Here is a 15,815-nt window from a genome sequence, read left to right on the forward strand (position 1 = left end):
TCCATGAAAGCGGGGGTGACTCAACTCGACCTGCATGACGGTGCCCAGCAACGGCTGGTGTCACTCGCGATGAAGCTCGGCCTCACCCGCACTTCCATGGCCGATGTGCCGGAGTCCCTGCGCGATGCGATCGCCGAGGCACATGAGGAGGCGAAGATCGCCCTCACCGAGTTGCGCAGCTTCGTGCGCGGGCTGCATCCGCCAGTTCTGGAGGATCGCGGGCTCGACGCCGTGCTATCCGGGCTCTGCACAATCGCACCGATTCCGGTGCGGCTGCGGGTACGAGCGCCCCAACGCTGTCCACCGGTAGTGGAGGCGGTTGCCTACTTCGTCGTGGCTGAGGCGTTGACGAACGTGGCCAGGCACGCCCAGGCCGATCGCGCCGAGGTGGTTGTCGAGCGGCATGCGCATGGGCTGCATATCGAGGTCAGCGACGACGGCCGCGGCGGCGCTCGACCCGGCGCCGGCACCGGCCTGGTCGGCTTGGCGCAGTGGGTGGCCGCCGTGGATGGCACATTGAGCATCGAAAGCCCCACCGGCGGTCCAACCCGCATCACCGTGGACCTGCCGTGCGCATCGTGATCGCCGAAGACTCCGTGCTGCTTCGGGCCGGACTCACGACACTGCTCGAAGCGTTCGGCATCGCCGTCGCAGCTGCGGTACCCGACGCGGAGACGTTGCTGCGCTCGGTCACACAACACCGGCCCGACCTGGCCATCGTGGACGTACGGATGGCGCCGACCTACCGGGACGAGGGCGTGAAAGCGGCCCTCGTCCTGCGCCAACAATGGCCGCAGATCGGCGTACTGCTGCTGTCCCAGCACGTGGAAGAGCGATACGCCACCGAACTGCTCTCCACCTCGACCAGCAGCATCGGATACCTACTCAAGGACCGGGTCGCCGACGTCACAGAATTCCTCGACGCGTTGCGCCGGGTCGCTGCCGGCGGCACCGCACTAGACCCGGAGGTGGTCGCGCAGCTACTACAGCGACGCCAGGATCCCTTGGTCCGCCTCACCCCCCGCGAACTGGACGTACTGCGACTCATGGCCGAGGGCCGCTCCAACCAAGGCGTCGCAGCCGGCCTCAACATCAGCCCGAGCGCAGTGGAGAAACACGTCAACAACATCTTCACCAAACTCGACCTTCCACCCACCGACGTCGACCACCGCCGCGTACTCGCAGTCCTCCGCTACCTCGACGGCTGAGCATCTCCCATCCAGCCGTGGCGCTTGGCGGCACAAGTAATCCGACCGCAGCGAAGCCGCACGACAGACCACGCCGCAAGGTCGCCAGCCGCGACGCGGACACCGCGCACTCGTTGAACGACAGTCCAGATGCCGGGGACTCTCGAACCCGAAGAACACATCCAGGATCGCCACCGTCCACGACAAGGGCGTCGAGGCGATCCGGATCGCCCGCGCCGCCGGCGTCCGGATCGCCTCCGGGTCGGACCTGCTCGGCCCGCTGGCCCGCGACAAGGCCCTGGAACTGCACCTGAAGACGCAGGCCATGACCCCGCTGGAGGCTGTCGTCTCGGTGACCCTGACCAATGCCGAGCTGCTCGGTATCGCCGACGAGACCGGCACCGTCATCGACGGCAGGTACGCCGACCTGCTGGTCGTCGACGGCGATGCCCTGGCCGATCTGCGCATCCTGCGGGACCGCTCGCGGCTGGCGTTGATCATGCGGCAGGGCCGGGTGCGCAAGGCCGCCTACAAGATCGTCTGAGGTGGATCGTACCGTCCCCCGGCTGCGGTCAGTTGATATCGAACTCGTTGCCTTCCGGGTCCTTCATCCCGACCGCGTAGTGGTTGAGCCCTTCCTCGGACAACGCGCCAGTGAAAGTGGCGCCCAGGTCAGCCAGCCGCCTGGCCTCCGCGTCGACTCGATTCCTGCGGGTCTCGATCGGGTCCGTCCGTACGCCACTGGCGTGAATGTCCAAGTGCAGCCGGTTCTTGACTACCTTGGCATCCGGGACGGCATGGAACCAGATGCTCGGCCCGTGGCCCTCCGGATCGCTGATCCTGTCCGACCCGTCGACGAGATCCTCCTCAGGGCCCCCCAGCTCGCGGTAGAAGTCGTTCCAGGTAGCGAATCCAGCCGGGGCGGGTGCGAGCTCATAGCCCAGCGCGGCGGCCCAGAACTGGGCCAACCGGTCCGGGTCGGCGCAGTCGATGACCAACTGAATGCGGCCAGGCACCGGTTCCTCCTCAGGTCGTCGTTCGGCGTACTACAGCCCGAACAGATTGAAGCCGAACCACAGCAGCAAGAGCGCGGCTATGGTCACCGCGGGTGCCCACATCGCGTTGATCATGCTGCGTCGCAACCTGCGGCGGGCCAGGGCGAGCTGGTGTCGCGAGGTCCTCGCGGCACCTGGTGTGGTGACAGCCCCTAAGGTCAGGGGCAGCCGGGCGGTGACGGTGAAGCCGTCGACCGCCGGCCACGCATCGAGGGTGCCGCCGGCCAGCCGGACGCGCTCGTCCAGGCCGGCCAGTCCGTGGCCCGGTGCACCGGGCCGCCGGCGGGACGCGGTAGCTCGGTTAACGACAGTGACCACCGCCTCGGCACCCTGCCGCCGCAGCGTCACAGTGACCGGGGCACCCGGGGCGTGCTTCGTAGCGTTGGTCAGCGCCTCCTGCACCACCCGGTACGCCGCCCGGTGGGTCATCGGCGGTAGCGCCGTTCCTTCGTCATCCCCGGCCGGGGTCAGCTCGTCGACCAGCGTCACCGCGACACCGGAAGCCGTCGCCCGGTCCACCAACGACCGGACCGTGTCCCCGGCGGGCAGCATAGGAGCGGTCTCGTGGTCTTCTCGCAGCACCCCGATGACCTCGCGCAGCCGCGAGGTAGCCTCGGCCGCGGCCCGGCGCAGTTCGGCCGCGGCGTGTCGACCCTGCTTCCCGACGTCGGGCGCCACCTGCAGTGCGGCGGCGCGCAGCGCGATCATGCTCAGCTCGTGCCCGAGTGAGTCGTGCATGTCCCGGGCGATGCGTGAACGCTCACGTAGTCGAGCCTGCTCGCCGGTCAGTTCGTGTTCGCGCTCCAAGCGCTCCGCGAGCTCCCATCCGGTACGCACAAGCTCCGCCTGCTGACGAACGTATCGGCCGACGAGCCAGGGCAGGACGAGCGTGGTGAGTGCCAGGAAGACCAATGATGTCCCGCTGGTCATCACGGTGGCCGGCGTCACCAGGATGACCAGCAGGCCCGCTGCGCACGCCGCGATGAACAACAGTAGTGCCACCGCCTGCCCCGCCGCCCGGCGGCCGAGCAGATAGGCGAGCACCACTTGAGCGACGAGGTAGTTGTTGGTCAGCATCTCGGGTGTGGCCGCCAGCCCCAGCGCTGGGGGCACCGTCGCGGCCACCGTCGGATATCGGCGGCTCGCGAGCGCGGCCACGCCGAAGAGCGGCACTGCCGCGACCTGCGTCCACTCCAGCGGCACCACGGCGACCTGCCGGGCGTCCGGAAGCTCGTCGAAGCCGAACACAGGCGCCGCGATCACCAGCCACAGCGCCAGATCAAGCATCAGCTCCCGGCTCGGCAACCGTTGCACGACTGCCACCCGGCCACGGTACCGGACCCGGCCGGGCGCAGTACACCTGACGAAAGTCAGGGTGACTTCCTGCCGATCGTGCACGGCGGCGGGCACCGCCGGTTTCCTAGCTTCGACGGCATGAACGACGCGAATCCAGCGATTGCCGCCCGGGCCACCGAGCTGACCAAGATCTACGGTCAGGGCGAGACCCGGGTTACGGCGCTCGACGGCGTGTCCGTCGAGTTCCGCCCGGGTGAGTTCACCGCGATCATGGGGCCTTCCGGTTCCGGCAAGTCCACGCTCATGCTCTGCATGGCCGGCCTCGACACGTTCACCTCGGGGTCGGTTCAAATCGGTGCGACCGAGCTGACCGGGCTGAGCGACAAGCGTCTCACCCGGCTGCGCCGTGACAAGATCGGCTTCGTCTTCCAGGCGTTCAACCTGTTGCCGGTGTTGAACGCGACGGAGAACATCACCCTGCCGACGGACATCGCCCGCCGCAAGGCCGACAGCGACTGGCTGGGCCAGGTGGTGGAGTCGCTCGGCTTGGCCGACCGGCTCACCCACCGGCCGAGCCAGCTCTCCGGCGGCCAGCAACAGCGCGTGGCGATCGCCCGGGCGCTGGCCGCCCGACCGGAGATCATTTTCGCGGACGAGCCGACCGGCAACCTCGACTCCCGCTCCGGCGCCGAGGTGCTGAGGTTCCTGCGTAGCGCGGTGCGCGACCTGGGCCAGACCGTCGTCATGGTCACACACGACCCGGCAGCCGCGGCCACCACCGACCGCGTCGTATTCCTCGCCGACGGCCGCATCGTCGACGAACTGCGCGACCCGAGCGCCGAGGCGGTCCTCGACCGCATGAAGGACTGATCCCGATGCTCCGCATCGCACTGCGCAACGTGCTCGCGCACAAGGCCCGGCTGACGATGACGATCCTGGCCGTGCTGCTCGGCGTGGCCTTCGTCGCCGGTACCCTCGTCTTCACCGACAGTATCTCCGAGGCGTACCGAAGCAGCGCCGAGAAGAGTTTTACCAGCGTCGACGTCAGGCTGCGGCCGGCCCGCAGCCCGGCCGGCCCCGACACCGGCCGGCTGCTCGACCACGCGCTGCTGGACCGGGCCGCCGCGCTGCCCGGTGTCGCGAGCGCCAAGGGTGTGGTCTCCGGCTTCACCGCGCTCTCCGACAAGCACGGCCGGATGGTCGGTGAGGGCTGGGCCACGACCGGCGCCAACTACGACGCCCGGTATCCGATGCTCCGGGGGCGTCCGCCGACGACCCGGGGAGAGGTCGCCATCGACGCCCAGACCGCCGAGCGCACCGGCTACCGGGTCGGTGACACCGTCCGGCTGTCAGTGAGCGGGCCCGCCCTGGTGGCGACGGTCACCGGCATCTTCACCACCGACGACGGCAACGTCGCCGCCGGCGGAAGCCTCGCCCTCTTCGACACGGATACCGCGCAGCAGCGCTTCGCCGAACCCGGCCGGTACAACTACGTCGACCTCACCGCGGCTCCCGGGACCACCGCGGAGCAGCTGCGGCAGCGCGTCGAGGCGCTGCTGCCGTACGGCGTCGAGGCGATCACCGCAACCCGGCTGGCGGCCGAGCAAGCCGATGACAACGTCAGGGACTTTCGCACCCTGTCGCAGGTGCTGCTCGCCTGCGCCGGTGTCGCGCTGTTCGTCGCGGCTTTCCTCATCGTCAACACCTTCACCGTGCTGGTCACGCAGCGCAGCAAGGAGCTCGCGCTGCTGCGCGCGGTCGGTGCCAGCCGCCGCCAGGTGACCCGGTCCGTACTCATCGAGGCGGCCGTGATCGGTCTTACCGCCTCAGTTGCCGGCCTGGCGATCGGTATCGGACTCGGCGCCGCGGTGCGCTCCATGCTGTCCGCCACCCGCAGCACGCTGCCAGACGGGCCGCTGCTCGTGGAAGTCCGGACGGTCGTGGTCGTGCTGGCCCTCGGCGTTGGCGTCACCGTGTGTGCCGCGTGGCTGCCGGCCCGCCGTGCCACCAAGATTCCGCCGGTGGCAGCGATGAGCACACTGTACGCGCCGGCCACGGTCCGCTCACTGGTGGTGCGCAACACCGTCGGTGCCGTCCTGGCCAGCGTCGGCACCGGTCTGACGCTCGCCGCCGGCACCATGGCCGATGGCAAGGTCACGTTGGGGCTGGGCACCATGCTGCTGCTGACCGGTGTGTTCGTGTTGACACCGCTACTGTCCCGGCCGGTGATCGCGGCCGCCGACCCCGCGTTGCGGCGGTTCGGCGTGACCGGCAAGCTGGCTCGACAGAACGCCGTGCGCAACCCGCGCCGCACGGCCGCCACCGCCTCGGCGCTGACCATCGGTCTCACCCTGATCGCCGGTCTGAACGTGATCGGCGCGAGCGCGGACCGGGCGGTCCACAACCTGGCCGCCTCGGACTATGTGCGCGGCGACTACGTCGTCAGCATGGCCAACGGTGCCGCGCTCGCGCCGGACGCAGCGGCGACGCTGCGTGAACTGGACGAGGTAACCGCCGTGTCGCCGCGGCGCGAGATCCCGGCTGTGGTCGACGGCGTCCCACAGACGGTGGTCGGCTTCCGCAGCGCCGACATCGACAAACTGCTCAACCTCGGCATGACCGAGGGCACCTTCGGCGCCGGCAAGACCGCCATCGTCGACGTGGAGACCGCCGACGGCAGCGGCTGGCACGTCGGCGACAGCATCGACATCACTTGGCCGGACGGCATCCAGGAGCGGCTAGAGCTCACCGGTCTGTACCACAGCAGGTTCGACGGCGGAGTACGGACCGACCTCTCCTTGATGGACCAACACCTGGACCGCGTCGCCGACACGTCGATCTTCGTCAAGGTCGACGGCGGTGCCAGCCAGGCGAGGCAGCGGACCTTGCGCACCGCGCTGGGCGACAGCCCCGCGATCCGAGTCAAGGACCGGCGCGAACTCACCAACGACATCACCGGCGCGATCGGTCTCGTGTTGAACATCCTCTACGGCATGCTCGCGCTGGCGGTCGTCGTGGCCGTCCTCGGTGTGGTCAACACGCTGGCGATGTCGGTACACGAGCGAACCCAGGAGATCGGGCTGCTCCGCGCGATCGGGCTAGACCGCTCTGGCGTCAAGCGGATGGTCCGCCAGGAGTCGGTGGTGATCTCACTGTTCGGCGGGGTTCTCGGCGTCGGGCTCGGCATCTTCTTCGGCTGGGCGGTCGGCCGGCTGGTGGCCGCCCTGGGCATCGACACCTGGGCGTTCGTGGTGCCTTGGGGCCGGTTGGCGCTCGTTCTGGCCGCGGCCGCGGTGGTCGGCGTGGTCGCTGCCGAGTGGCCGGCCCGACGAGCCGCGAAGCTCGACATCCTCGCCGCGGTCAGAACCGAGTGACGTGGTGATTCGGTGCCCGGGCCCCGCACCACGGGCCCGGCACGAGGCCGGCTGCGAGCGTCCGCCGTTCAGGACGCCCTGTCCACCAGCCCCGCCTCGTACGCGAGCAGGGCCGCCTGCACCCGGTTCTTCACGCCCAGCCGGTTCAGCGCGGCGCTGACGTACGCCTTGACCGTCCCCTCCACCAGGAACAGCCGCCCGGCGATCTCCGCGTTCGACAGGCCGGCGCCCACGAGCGCCAGCACCTCCCGTTCGCGGGCCGTCAGCGCGGTGATCCGTTCCCTGGCCGCCGCCTGCCGGGTCATCCGGCCGCCGCTGAACTGCTGGATCAGCCGATGTGCGATCTGGGGAGAGAGGAATGCGGCGCTGCCGTGCACCGCACGCACCGCCGCCATCAGCTCGTACGGGTCGCCGGACTTGAGCAGGAAGCCGCTCGCACCGCTGTCCAGCGCCTCGATGATGTACCCATCCTCGGAGAAGGTCGTCAGCATCACCACAGCGGTGTCCGGTGCCGCCCGACGGAGCTCGGCCGCCGCGGTCAGCCCATCGAGCACCGGCATCCGCACGTCCAGCAGAACGACGTCCGGACGGTGGGCCCGGACCAACTCGAGCGCCTCGCGCCCGTTTCCGGCCTCCGCCACGACCTCGATGTCCGGCGCCGCGGCCAGAATGGCCCTCACACCGGCCCGCACCATCGCCTCGTCGTCGGCGAGCAGCACCCGAATCACACCCCGACAGTACAGCCGGGCACCGTTGCATTGGGCAGGGCCATCGAAACGTCGGTGACCGGTGGAGCCGCGTCATGCCGTGTTCCCGTCACGGTTCCTGGCCGCAGTTATTGATCCGTAAGGCAAATATGCCGTGATCATTCGGCGGCGTAGCGGACTTCCAGCTTGCCGAACAAGGCTTTCACGACATCGGGCCGGTTCTGCCGTCGGCGCAGGTGCCGGTCGGCTTCGACGGCCAGTTCGGCCTTGTCGGCCGGGTTTGCTTGCGCCACATGGCGTTTGAGATCCCCGTTGAGGAGTTCTTAGGGATTCAGCTCGGGGCTGTAGCTGGCAGGAAGTGCATCTCAATAGGGTGCTCATCAACCGGGTCAGGTCGGCGTTCGAGCGGCCGAACCGGGAAACCTCCAGCCCGAACACCGCGCCGACCTCGCCCATGCACAGCCGGGCGACGATCTCCCGGTAGCCGTCGCGGTCGGAGCCGAACCGGCCCGACACGCCCAGGTCGGCGTCGATGAGGACGATCTGCTCGGCCAGCCAGCCCAGCTCGGCGGCGGTGCCGGCCAGCGCGTACTGGCGGGTGGTCGACTCGGTGTTGTACCGCACCTGAGCCACCGTCGACTGGCGCACGTACACGATCGCCAGCCGGGACAGGTGAGACGAGGTGATCTTCGAGTTCGGGTTCACCGGCCGCGCTCCCGCGCAGCAGCGACTCGACCATGTTCGCCACTGCCATCACTGCCTGCCGACTGTCCCAGGTGGACATCCGCCCCCATCCTCGCTCGCACGTCGTTCTCCTCACCCGTCGCCGGCGCGACGCCGGTCCGATCTGCGCTGCCGATCGCGTCGACCAGCGCCCGCGCTGCGGTCAGCCCGTCCAGCGCCGACCGGTCCACCGACGGGGCACCCCACGGTCGGTCCACTCCTGGCGCACCGTGATCCGCCGCCTCTCCTCGACCTCGCACACGAAGAACAGCCCAGTGCGCGTGCGCAGCGTGTACAGCACCGGCAGGCACTGCCCCTTCGACGGATGGAAAGGATGAGTGATCACCAATGAGTCCAACGAACGACCCGACTGACGGGTTCTATAGAGCGAAGATTCCAACCAGAATCAAACGTCCATTTACCGGACGTTTGATTCTGGTTGGGACGGATAACGTCCGGTCCACCCATCGACAGTCACTGCCCACGTGCGCCTGAAATAGCTAAGAACACGATTATTACAGCCGATTCGCGCCTGCCGCATACGAGATGTTTCAGCAGCGGATCGTGTCTGATTCACTTTCGTCACGGAAACAACGGACCCGGTGTCCGTCACACCGGCCCACCGCCACCGTACGCACACCGGCATGGCTGAACGCAGCGCGTACCCCTTCCGACCTGTCTGACGCCCGCTGGGCCCTCATCGCCCCCCCGACTCACCACGTGGCGCCAGACCCGCACCGACGCCGGCGTCGGCGGCCGCACACCGACGCACGACCTACGCGAGATCTTCAACGCGATCCTGTACATCAACCGCACCGGCATCCCCTGGCGCTACCTGCCCCACGACTTCCCGCCCTACCGCACCGTCTACGGCTACTTCGCCGCCTGGACCAAAGAAGGCATCTTCGCCGAACTAAACTACGACCTCACCGGCCTGGTCCGTGACCACACCGGCAAGCAGACCACCCCCACCGCGTCCATCATGGACACCCAGAGCGTGAAAACCTCCACCAACGTTCCACTGTCCACACAGGGCACCGACGCGGGCAAGAAAGTGGTGGGACGCAAGCGGGGCATCATCACCGACACCCTGGGCCTACTCCTGGCCGTCATCGTCACCGCCGCCAGCGTCAGCGACAACGCCATCGGCGTCGACCTGCTCAACGAGGCCACCACCCGCCATCCCACGCTCGCCAAAACATGGGTCGACGCCGGATTCAAGAACACCGTCGTCGAACACGGCGCCAGCCTCGGCATCGACGTCGAGGTCGTCACCAAAAACCCTGCCATCAAAGGATTCTCGGTCGTCAAACGCCGCTGGGTCGTGGAACGAACGCTGGGCTGGCTCATGCACCACCGCCGGCTCGTGCGTGACTACGAAACCCGACCCGACAACTCAGCCAGCATGATCACCATCGCGATGATCGACAACCTCGCCAAACGCCTCACCGACGAAACCACCCCAACCTGGCGAGACACCTGAACGTACACAACTCACAAACTTCGTGAATCAGACGTCCTCTCAGAAGCACTGACCAACACGGCCAGACACGCCCACGCCACCGTCGTACACGTGCGGGCGACAGCCCAGAACGGCATCCTGCACCTGTCCATCCGCGACGACGGCATCGGCGGTGCCGACCCACACCGCGGGACCGGCCTCACCGACCTCCGCGACCGCGTCGAGGCGCTCGGCGGACACCTCACCATCACCAGCCCCGCAGGCGGTGGCACCCAGCTGCAGGCCATCATCCCGACCGCATCCTCACAAACCGGCTGATCGCAACGTCACTGCGGTGGCGCCTCCGGCCCGGCCTCGGCGCTGCTCGGTTCGGCAGGCCCGCTGACCGTCCCACTGTTCCTGGCCTGCGGGCTGACCCGCGCGGCGTACATCGGCATCGGCCCGAGGCGGCCAGCGCGCGCACCATGCACGCCTCGAAGATCGCCGCCCCGGGGCGCCGGGATCTGCGCACCTGGCGCGGTCTGCACACACTTCACGACCTTGACCGCAACCGTTGTCCGATGACAAAAAACCCACCTGATCGCAGTCCGATAGCTTCACCGGACCAGCTTCGATCATCCGGGTGGGAACATGGACTTCGCGCTGCACGTGCAGGGCCGCGCCGACGGGGGTACGGCCATCGCCGTGCGCGGCGACCTCGACTACGCCACGACCGCACGGTTCCTGGAGTGCATCGATCGAACCCTCCAGCAGTCACCGGCCACCCTGTACATCGACCTGCGCCTGACCACATTTCTCGACTCCGGCGGCATCGCCGCCCACGTCACCGCGCACAAAGGTGCTGCACGGGCCGGCATCCGCCTCATCGTCGAACACCCCATGTCAGCGATCCACCGGGTACTCCACCTGACCGGCCTCACGAATCTCCTGGGCCTTCCCCCGCTCTGATAGAGCTCGGAACCCCACCGTAATCCTTGGCGCTCCCTGCATCAGCTCGATCAGGTTGGCAGCCGCGGCAGAGAGTTGGTGCCGTCATCCTTGTTGTGCAGCTGCCACCCGCCGCAACCGCGGATCGGGTGATTCCCGTCGTCGCCGCGTTGGCCCGCGCCAAGGAACTGGTGCTGGTGATCGCCGAGCCGCCCGGCGGTGATGACCACCGAGCCACGATCGAATTTGTCGCGCAGTTGCGTGCGGCGCTACCCCCGTTCACCATCGGCGAGGTTGCCGCCGGTGGCGGGACCACGTGTGAAACCGATGACTATGCCACGGTGGCCGACCTGCTCAATGACGGCGCTCTCGTCGTGGTCGTCACTGACACCATCGATGCGCCGAACCTGGCCGCCTCGCTCGCTGACCGATTCGGCGCGGTGAAGCTCCTCCTCACCGCTGACAACGCCGAGAAGATCGCCAACGGCGTGCTGCACCACAACTCCCACCAGCACCGCAGCAACTCAGGATGATGACCCTGACACGGCGCGTCGTTGAGTGATCGGCAGCTCACCTATCCGCGTCACCTGCCGGGGTTGCTGCACGCCGATACCTCGTGCACATGGTCGTACGCGGTCTCCCCACGGAGCGTAGCGGTGCATGTGACACTCATCCTCGGCACAGGCCCCATGAAGGTGATGTGTGGAAGGACCACCCTCATACCGTGGCTCTACACCTTCTCCTTGCGTCACAAGGGCTTCGGGTATCACGACCGCCCGGACCGGGCGATTACCTACCGTTCTCTTGTCGTGGGAGCGGGTTGTCGGGGGTCAACCCCACGCTTGCAGACGGTCGCGGCGGACCCAGCGGTGTGAACCGCAGCAGCACCCGAGCGCGCGCACCGTCGTGCCGGCCTCCGTCGCAATCGGAGGGTGCCTGTTCAGACCACGCCGGTGAGGTACTGCGCACGTCGTTGCGGCTCGAACTTCTCGATCGCGTACCGCAGCATGACCCGTGGCATGGCCCGATGGTGTCGTGCCAAGAACTCCTCCTCCGCCGTTCGGTCGCGTTTGCCTACCTCACGTAGCATCCAACCCGCCGCCTTGTGCACGAGGTCGTGGGGGTCGTGTAGGAGCCGTTCCGCGAGCCGGAAGGTTCAGTCGAAGTCTCCGGCTTTGATGAACGCGAACGTCGCCATGATGGCGATCCTGCGGTCCCACAGCAGCCTCGACTCGACCAGCCGATCCAGCACGCCGCGGTCCTTGCCGATCAGCCACGGACCGACGATGTACGGTGCCGACGAGTCCACCAGGTCCCAGTTGTTGATTCGGCTGGTGTTGGCCAGGATGAGGTTGAAGACCCGGCCGCGCTCTTCCTCGTTCCCCTTGCGAACTTGCGTACCAGGATGAACAGCGACGTCAGCCGCTCCTCATGCACACCGCTGGTCAGCAGGTTCGCTGTTTCGGCCAGCGAGAGATCACACCAGTACAGGCCGGCCACCCTGCGCTGTTCGAGCACCGACACGCCGATGGCCCGGTCACCCTCGCCATACCCACCGGGAGTCATCCGCAGAAACCGGGCCACTTCCTTCGCCCGACGCGGGTCGGCCAGGCTGGCGAGTGCATGACGGACGTCGGCGGTCGTGGCCATGACTCTGCAACCTACCGCGGGCCGCCGGCACCGACGTCGACCACCGCCGGACCACCTGAGCACATGAGGCAATCGGCCGCGCGAGCACGTTCAGGCCGCACGAACGGGTTGGCGCAGGGTCGTACGCATCTTCGCCGTATCGATCTCGGCCACATCGGACAGATAGATCTCGTGGTGCAGACCATTGTTCACCAAGCCCTGTTCCGCCATGAAGAGGTCCATCCGGGCGAGGGTTTCCGGTTCGTCGTCGTAGGAACCGTGGTGCATCGCCTGCACACACGTACCCTCGGTGAACGTGACCAACTGGACTCGCGCCGCGCTGTTCAGCCCTGTCATCTCCCTTGCCTCGTCCACCCGAGCCGGCTTGACCGACTCGGGCAGGCGCAGGAACAGATGCCAGCGCCACTGCGAGCGCGGAACCGTCAGGGGCGGCCGGTCATCCTCGACCCACCAGCGTCCCTCCAGCGCTGGTGGCGCGTCGGCCAGCAGCGGCACGGCGACCGCGCACAGGGTCTGGATGGCGGCCATGTGCTCGGCGCCGCGAGGCTGACCCACGCCAGTCACACCCAACCCGCGTACCGGCCCGAACTCGACCAACTCGGGCCTGTCCGATGCCGAATACCAGTCGTTCACTCGCTCTCCTCAATCTTGATCATGACGTGGGTTACCAGTTGATCCGGGGCGGTCTGCCGCGGATCGCAGACGTAGACCTCGCGCAGCTCGCCGCGCGTCGTGTGGCCGTGCTCGCCGGTCCAGGCCAGTAGGGCGTGTGCGGTAAGGGATACCTGGTCATAGGGGCCGACATAGGTGGCCACAGCGAACAGCCCGCCGCTGAGGATGCCTCGCGTCGTCCCGGGAACCTCCTGCTCAACCTGCGCGGCGACCGTCACCGTCGCCTGCTCGGCGATGTCCAACGGGAACAGCCCGACCAAGGGCCTGTATGGTTGTACGCCCGCCGCTGCGAGCGCTGCGGTGAGACGCGCTACGCAGCCCGAGGTCACAACTGAGATCTCGCTGATGGTTCCCGCATCCTGCGTGGTCGCCACCGGGCGAGCGTCTTCGCGGCCCAGCCGGACCTCGGCCTGCGGCAAGCCATCGGTAAGGACTCGATCCAAGGTGGCAAGCATCCGGCGACGCCGAAGCAGATCGGCCTCCATCCGATCACGCACACCACCGAGCACGCCGGCGATGCCCCCTGCCCGCCAGCACCTGCCCGATCACCGGCAGAGGGACGTCAAGCGAGCGCAACAAGCCGATTGACAGTGCCTCGCGGGCCTGCCCGGATCGGTAGTAGCGGTAGCCCGAATCCAGATCGACCCACGCCGGTCGTAACAGGCCCACATCGCCGTAGTGCCGCAGCTGCTTCACACTCAGCCGGCACAAACGCGCGAAACGCCCGATCGGCATCAGCTCCCCGTCCACGCCATTAGCGCGGGTCTTTCGTTAAGGGTTGTCCAGATGCTGGGTCAATAGAGAACAGGTGCCGTCTGAGCTGGGAAGATAGGACTTGTCGAGGGTCCTTGTCCATCCCGCCCGGAGGGCACCTGCATGGTGAAGCGTACCGGAACGCGTCCGAGAATCGTGGTGAGCGCCGACGGTCGTGGCGTGGTCGGTCACGCCGGCGCCCGGCTGCTCGCCGATATCGCTGATGCGACGGGTCTGACCAGGGCGTGCAGTGAAGCGTTCGCCGGGTTGCGGCAGCGTCGTGGCGGCCACGAACCGGGTCGGATCGCGGTCGATCTGGCGGTGACGCTCGCCGACGGCGGCAAGGCGATCTGCGACCTGGCCGTGCTGCGGGACCAGGCAGCCCTGTTCGGTCCGGTCGCGTCCGACCCGACAGCGTGGCGGCTGTTGTCCATCATGGACAGCGCGGTGCTGCGCCGGCTGTCCACTGCGCGAGCACAAGCACGCGAAATCGCATGGGCTCAACGGATCGACACGTCCGGTGGGCTGCCACAGACCACCGCGGCCGGGCAACCGGTCCCAGGTCTGGTCCTCGACATCGACGCCTCCATCGTGATCTGCCACTCGGAGAAGGAGGCAGCGACCCCGACCTGGAAGAAGTCATTTGGGTACCACCCGATGTTCTGCTTCCTGGACAACACCCGCGAAGCGCTGTCCGGGCTGCTGCGCGAAGGCCGGACCGGGTCGAACACCACCACCGACCACATCACCGTCCTCGACGATGCCCTCACCCAGATCCCGGACGAGTACCGGCACGGCACCCCGATCCTGATCCGGTCCGACTCCGCCGGCTGCACCCACGGCCTGCTCACCCACATCCGCAACCTGCGCGCCACCGGCATCGACGCCCGGTTCTCCGTCGGGGTCGCGATCACCGAACCGATCCGCCAGGCGATCCTCACCGCCAAACAGCACCTGCAATGGGTGCCGGCCCTCGACAGCGACGGCGAACCCCGCGACGGCGCCGACATCTGCGAACTGACCGGCCTCGTCCCCGACGACGGCTACCCACCCGGAACCCGGTTCATCGTCCGCCGCGAAGAACCGCACCCGGGTGCGCAACTGTCGCTGTTCGACACCGTCGAGGGCCTCCGCCATCAGGTGTTCGCCACCGACACCCCACCCGGCAACGGCAGCATCCAGTTCCTCGAGGCCCGCCACCGCGGCCACGCCCGCGTCGAAGACCGCATCCGCACCGGAAAGGACACCGGCTTCGGCCGGTTCCCGTCCCGCATCTTCGCCATCAACGCCGCATGGCTGCAACTCGCCCTCACCGGCATCGACCTGCTCGCCTGGACCCAGATGCTCCTCCTGCACGGCACGCTCGCCACCGCCGAACCCAAGAAGCTGCGCTACCGGCTCCTACACGTCGCCGCACGGATCACCCACACCGCCCGCCAAACCCGGCTACGAATCGCCGAAACCTGGCCCTGGGCAACGGATCTCGTCACCGCGTTCGACCGCCTCACCGCACTCCCGCAACCAATCACCTGAGCACCACACCCAGACCCGACGAACATCCGGAGGAACCCGGCCACACGCCGGGCCGTCACCACGCCCAGATACCGAAACCCAGCGATGAAAGATCAACACACCGGACACGACCCTTGATCAACACCTAGCGAAAGACCGAGGCTAGTCTGACCCGCGACCAACGCCGCACCCGCCTCGCAAGACCGGGGCAGATGGGATGCGAACGGTTCGTGGATCTTGCATCCAGGCGTGCGTAGGCAAAAGGCCCGTGCGGGTCAAGGGCGCACCGCCTGCCGTCTCGATCGCTCCGCCCGCGAGCGGATCCGTGCCGCCTGACGCCAGCATGTCGCCTGCACAAGGGGTAGGGTCAAGCGCGGCAAAGCTCCGGCGGCGACAGCCGCCCTCGCCCGTTGGACGCTGTTCGCGGCGAGGACACGCGGGCCGGTCGAGGGTGGAAAAGCGACGAGGAGATCGACGTCGCTGTCTGGGCCGTCCTG

At 67.9% G+C, this 15,815-nt stretch carries 19 protein-coding genes and 3 pseudogenes; 10 read left to right on the forward strand and 12 right to left on the reverse strand.

Going from position 1 to position 15,815, the window contains the following annotated elements:
• Positions 1-3: 3 nt before the first annotated feature.
• The 3 genes from Drose_RS16700 to Drose_RS16710 all read left to right on the forward strand — a co-directional run bounded on the left by Drose_RS16700 (position 4) and on the right by Drose_RS16710 (position 1,731).
• On the forward strand, positions 4-582 hold the full coding sequence (locus tag Drose_RS16700; protein ID WP_260729112.1) for a sensor histidine kinase: 579 nt from the start codon (positions 4-6) through the stop codon (positions 580-582).
• Positions 570-1,208, forward strand: a complete 639-nt coding sequence (locus Drose_RS16705; RefSeq protein ID WP_260729113.1) for a response regulator — start codon at positions 570-572, stop codon at positions 1,206-1,208. The genes Drose_RS16700 and Drose_RS16705 overlap by 13 nt, the downstream gene beginning before the upstream one ends.
• Before the next feature lie 229 nt (positions 1,209-1,437).
• Positions 1,438-1,731, forward strand: a complete 294-nt coding sequence (locus Drose_RS16710; protein ID WP_260729732.1) for an amidohydrolase family protein — start codon at positions 1,438-1,440, stop codon at positions 1,729-1,731.
• A gap of 28 nt (positions 1,732-1,759) precedes the next feature.
• Here Drose_RS16710 and Drose_RS16715 read toward each other — a convergent pair whose 3' ends face one another.
• A complete protein-coding gene (locus Drose_RS16715; protein WP_260729114.1) occupies positions 1,760-2,203 on the reverse strand; it encodes a VOC family protein in 444 nt (147 codons plus the stop codon).
• Between the two features lie 30 nt (positions 2,204-2,233).
• Complete coding sequence (locus Drose_RS16720; RefSeq protein WP_260729115.1) at positions 2,234-3,565, reverse strand: sensor histidine kinase; 1,332 nt, start codon at positions 3,563-3,565, stop codon at positions 2,234-2,236.
• A 111-nt stretch (positions 3,566-3,676) separates the two neighbouring features.
• Here Drose_RS16720 and Drose_RS16725 point away from each other — a divergent pair, with 111 nt between their 5' ends.
• Both Drose_RS16725 and Drose_RS16730 read left to right on the forward strand, forming a co-directional pair.
• Positions 3,677-4,408: an ABC transporter ATP-binding protein gene (locus Drose_RS16725; protein ID WP_260729116.1), complete on the forward strand. Its 732-nt coding sequence runs from the start codon at positions 3,677-3,679 to the stop codon at positions 4,406-4,408.
• Between the two features lie 5 nt (positions 4,409-4,413).
• Entirely contained in the window at positions 4,414-6,912 is a 2,499-nt protein-coding gene (locus Drose_RS16730) for an ABC transporter permease (RefSeq protein ID WP_260729117.1), read from the forward strand.
• Positions 6,913-6,980: 68 nt separating this feature from the next.
• Here Drose_RS16730 and Drose_RS16735 read toward each other — a convergent pair whose 3' ends face one another.
• The 4 genes and pseudogenes from Drose_RS16735 to Drose_RS16745 all read right to left on the reverse strand — a co-directional run bounded on the left by Drose_RS16735 (position 6,981) and on the right by Drose_RS16745 (position 8,688).
• The gene (locus tag Drose_RS16735; RefSeq protein ID WP_260729118.1) at positions 6,981-7,640 is read right to left on the reverse strand and encodes a response regulator; all 660 of its coding nucleotides are present in this window, start codon (positions 7,638-7,640) and stop codon (positions 6,981-6,983) included.
• A 137-nt stretch (positions 7,641-7,777) separates the two neighbouring features.
• Positions 7,778-7,912, reverse strand: coding sequence for a hypothetical protein (locus tag Drose_RS16740; RefSeq protein WP_260729119.1), 135 nt, complete (start codon positions 7,910-7,912; stop codon positions 7,778-7,780).
• Between the two features lie 133 nt (positions 7,913-8,045).
• Positions 8,046-8,324, reverse strand: a pseudogene (locus tag Drose_RS39090) (hypothetical protein); the annotation flags it as partial.
• A 181-nt stretch (positions 8,325-8,505) separates the two neighbouring features.
• Positions 8,506-8,688 carry a Y4bD/Y4pK family protein gene (locus Drose_RS16745; protein WP_260729120.1) on the reverse strand — a complete coding sequence of 61 codons (183 nt, stop codon included), beginning with the start codon at positions 8,686-8,688 and terminating at the stop codon, positions 8,506-8,508.
• Between the two features lie 298 nt (positions 8,689-8,986).
• Between Drose_RS16745 and Drose_RS16750 the strand changes: the two are divergent.
• From Drose_RS16750 to Drose_RS16765, 4 genes and pseudogenes are all read left to right on the forward strand, one after another.
• A pseudogene (locus Drose_RS16750) lies at positions 8,987-9,825 on the forward strand (IS5 family transposase).
• 90 nt (positions 9,826-9,915) lie between these two features.
• Positions 9,916-10,122 carry a sensor histidine kinase gene (locus Drose_RS16755; RefSeq protein WP_260729121.1) on the forward strand — a complete coding sequence of 69 codons (207 nt, stop codon included), beginning with the start codon at positions 9,916-9,918 and terminating at the stop codon, positions 10,120-10,122.
• 312 nt (positions 10,123-10,434) lie between these two features.
• Positions 10,435-10,752, forward strand: coding sequence for an STAS domain-containing protein (locus tag Drose_RS16760; protein WP_260729122.1), 318 nt, complete (start codon positions 10,435-10,437; stop codon positions 10,750-10,752).
• 128 nt (positions 10,753-10,880) lie between these two features.
• Positions 10,881-11,264 carry a hypothetical protein gene (locus Drose_RS16765; RefSeq protein WP_260729123.1) on the forward strand — a complete coding sequence of 128 codons (384 nt, stop codon included), beginning with the start codon at positions 10,881-10,883 and terminating at the stop codon, positions 11,262-11,264.
• Between the two features lie 407 nt (positions 11,265-11,671).
• On the opposite strand, the gene Drose_RS16770 is transcribed toward Drose_RS16765, so the two are convergent.
• From Drose_RS16770 to Drose_RS16795, 6 genes and pseudogenes are all read right to left on the reverse strand, one after another.
• Positions 11,672-11,773: a DNA alkylation repair protein gene (locus Drose_RS16770; protein WP_260729993.1), complete on the reverse strand. Its 102-nt coding sequence runs from the start codon at positions 11,771-11,773 to the stop codon at positions 11,672-11,674.
• A pseudogene (locus Drose_RS16775) lies at positions 11,774-12,040 on the reverse strand (DNA alkylation repair protein); the annotation flags it as partial.
• Positions 12,001-12,381 carry a DNA alkylation repair protein gene (locus tag Drose_RS16780; protein WP_260729124.1) on the reverse strand — a complete coding sequence of 127 codons (381 nt, stop codon included), beginning with the start codon at positions 12,379-12,381 and terminating at the stop codon, positions 12,001-12,003. The pseudogene Drose_RS16775 and the gene Drose_RS16780, both read right to left, overlap by 40 nt.
• A gap of 90 nt (positions 12,382-12,471) precedes the next feature.
• Positions 12,472-13,014, reverse strand: a complete 543-nt coding sequence (locus Drose_RS16785; protein WP_260729125.1) for a GyrI-like domain-containing protein — start codon at positions 13,012-13,014, stop codon at positions 12,472-12,474.
• On the reverse strand, positions 13,011-13,538 hold the full coding sequence (locus tag Drose_RS16790) for a GyrI-like domain-containing protein (protein WP_260729126.1): 528 nt from the start codon (positions 13,536-13,538) through the stop codon (positions 13,011-13,013). The genes Drose_RS16785 and Drose_RS16790 overlap by 4 nt, the downstream gene beginning before the upstream one ends.
• Positions 13,539-13,542: 4 nt before the next feature.
• On the reverse strand, positions 13,543-13,803 hold the full coding sequence (locus Drose_RS16795; RefSeq protein ID WP_260729127.1) for a MerR family DNA-binding transcriptional regulator: 261 nt from the start codon (positions 13,801-13,803) through the stop codon (positions 13,543-13,545).
• Between the two features lie 126 nt (positions 13,804-13,929).
• On the opposite strand from Drose_RS16795, the gene Drose_RS16800 reads away from it, so the two are divergent.
• Positions 13,930-15,339 carry an IS1380 family transposase gene (locus tag Drose_RS16800; protein WP_260729128.1) on the forward strand — a complete coding sequence of 470 codons (1,410 nt, stop codon included), beginning with the start codon at positions 13,930-13,932 and terminating at the stop codon, positions 15,337-15,339.
• Positions 15,340-15,815 lie beyond the last annotated feature (476 nt).

It is taken from the genome of Dactylosporangium roseum (assembly GCF_025264685.1).
GTDB classification, from domain to species: Bacteria; Actinomycetota; Actinomycetes; order Mycobacteriales; family Micromonosporaceae; genus Dactylosporangium; species Dactylosporangium roseum.

Bases quoted from the DNA above. Each gene is read 5' to 3' on its own strand.
- Drose_RS16700 (WP_260729112.1), top strand. From the start codon at position 4: ATGAAAGCGGGGGTGACTCAACTCGACCTGCATGACGGTGCCCAGCAA.
- Drose_RS16725 (WP_260729116.1), top strand. From the start codon at position 3,677: ATGAACGACGCGAATCCAGCGATTGCCGCCCGGGCCACCGAGCTGACC.
- Drose_RS16730 (WP_260729117.1), top strand. From the start codon at position 4,414: ATGCTCCGCATCGCACTGCGCAACGTGCTCGCGCACAAGGCCCGGCTG.
- Drose_RS16760 (WP_260729122.1), top strand. From the start codon at position 10,435: ATGGACTTCGCGCTGCACGTGCAGGGCCGCGCCGACGGGGGTACGGCC.
- Drose_RS16780 (WP_260729124.1), bottom strand. From the start codon at position 12,381: ATGGCCACGACCGCCGACGTCCGTCATGCACTCGCCAGCCTGGCCGAC.
- Drose_RS16790 (WP_260729126.1), bottom strand. From the start codon at position 13,538: ATGGAGGCCGATCTGCTTCGGCGTCGCCGGATGCTTGCCACCTTGGAT.
- Drose_RS16800 (WP_260729128.1), top strand. From the start codon at position 13,930: ATGGTGAAGCGTACCGGAACGCGTCCGAGAATCGTGGTGAGCGCCGAC.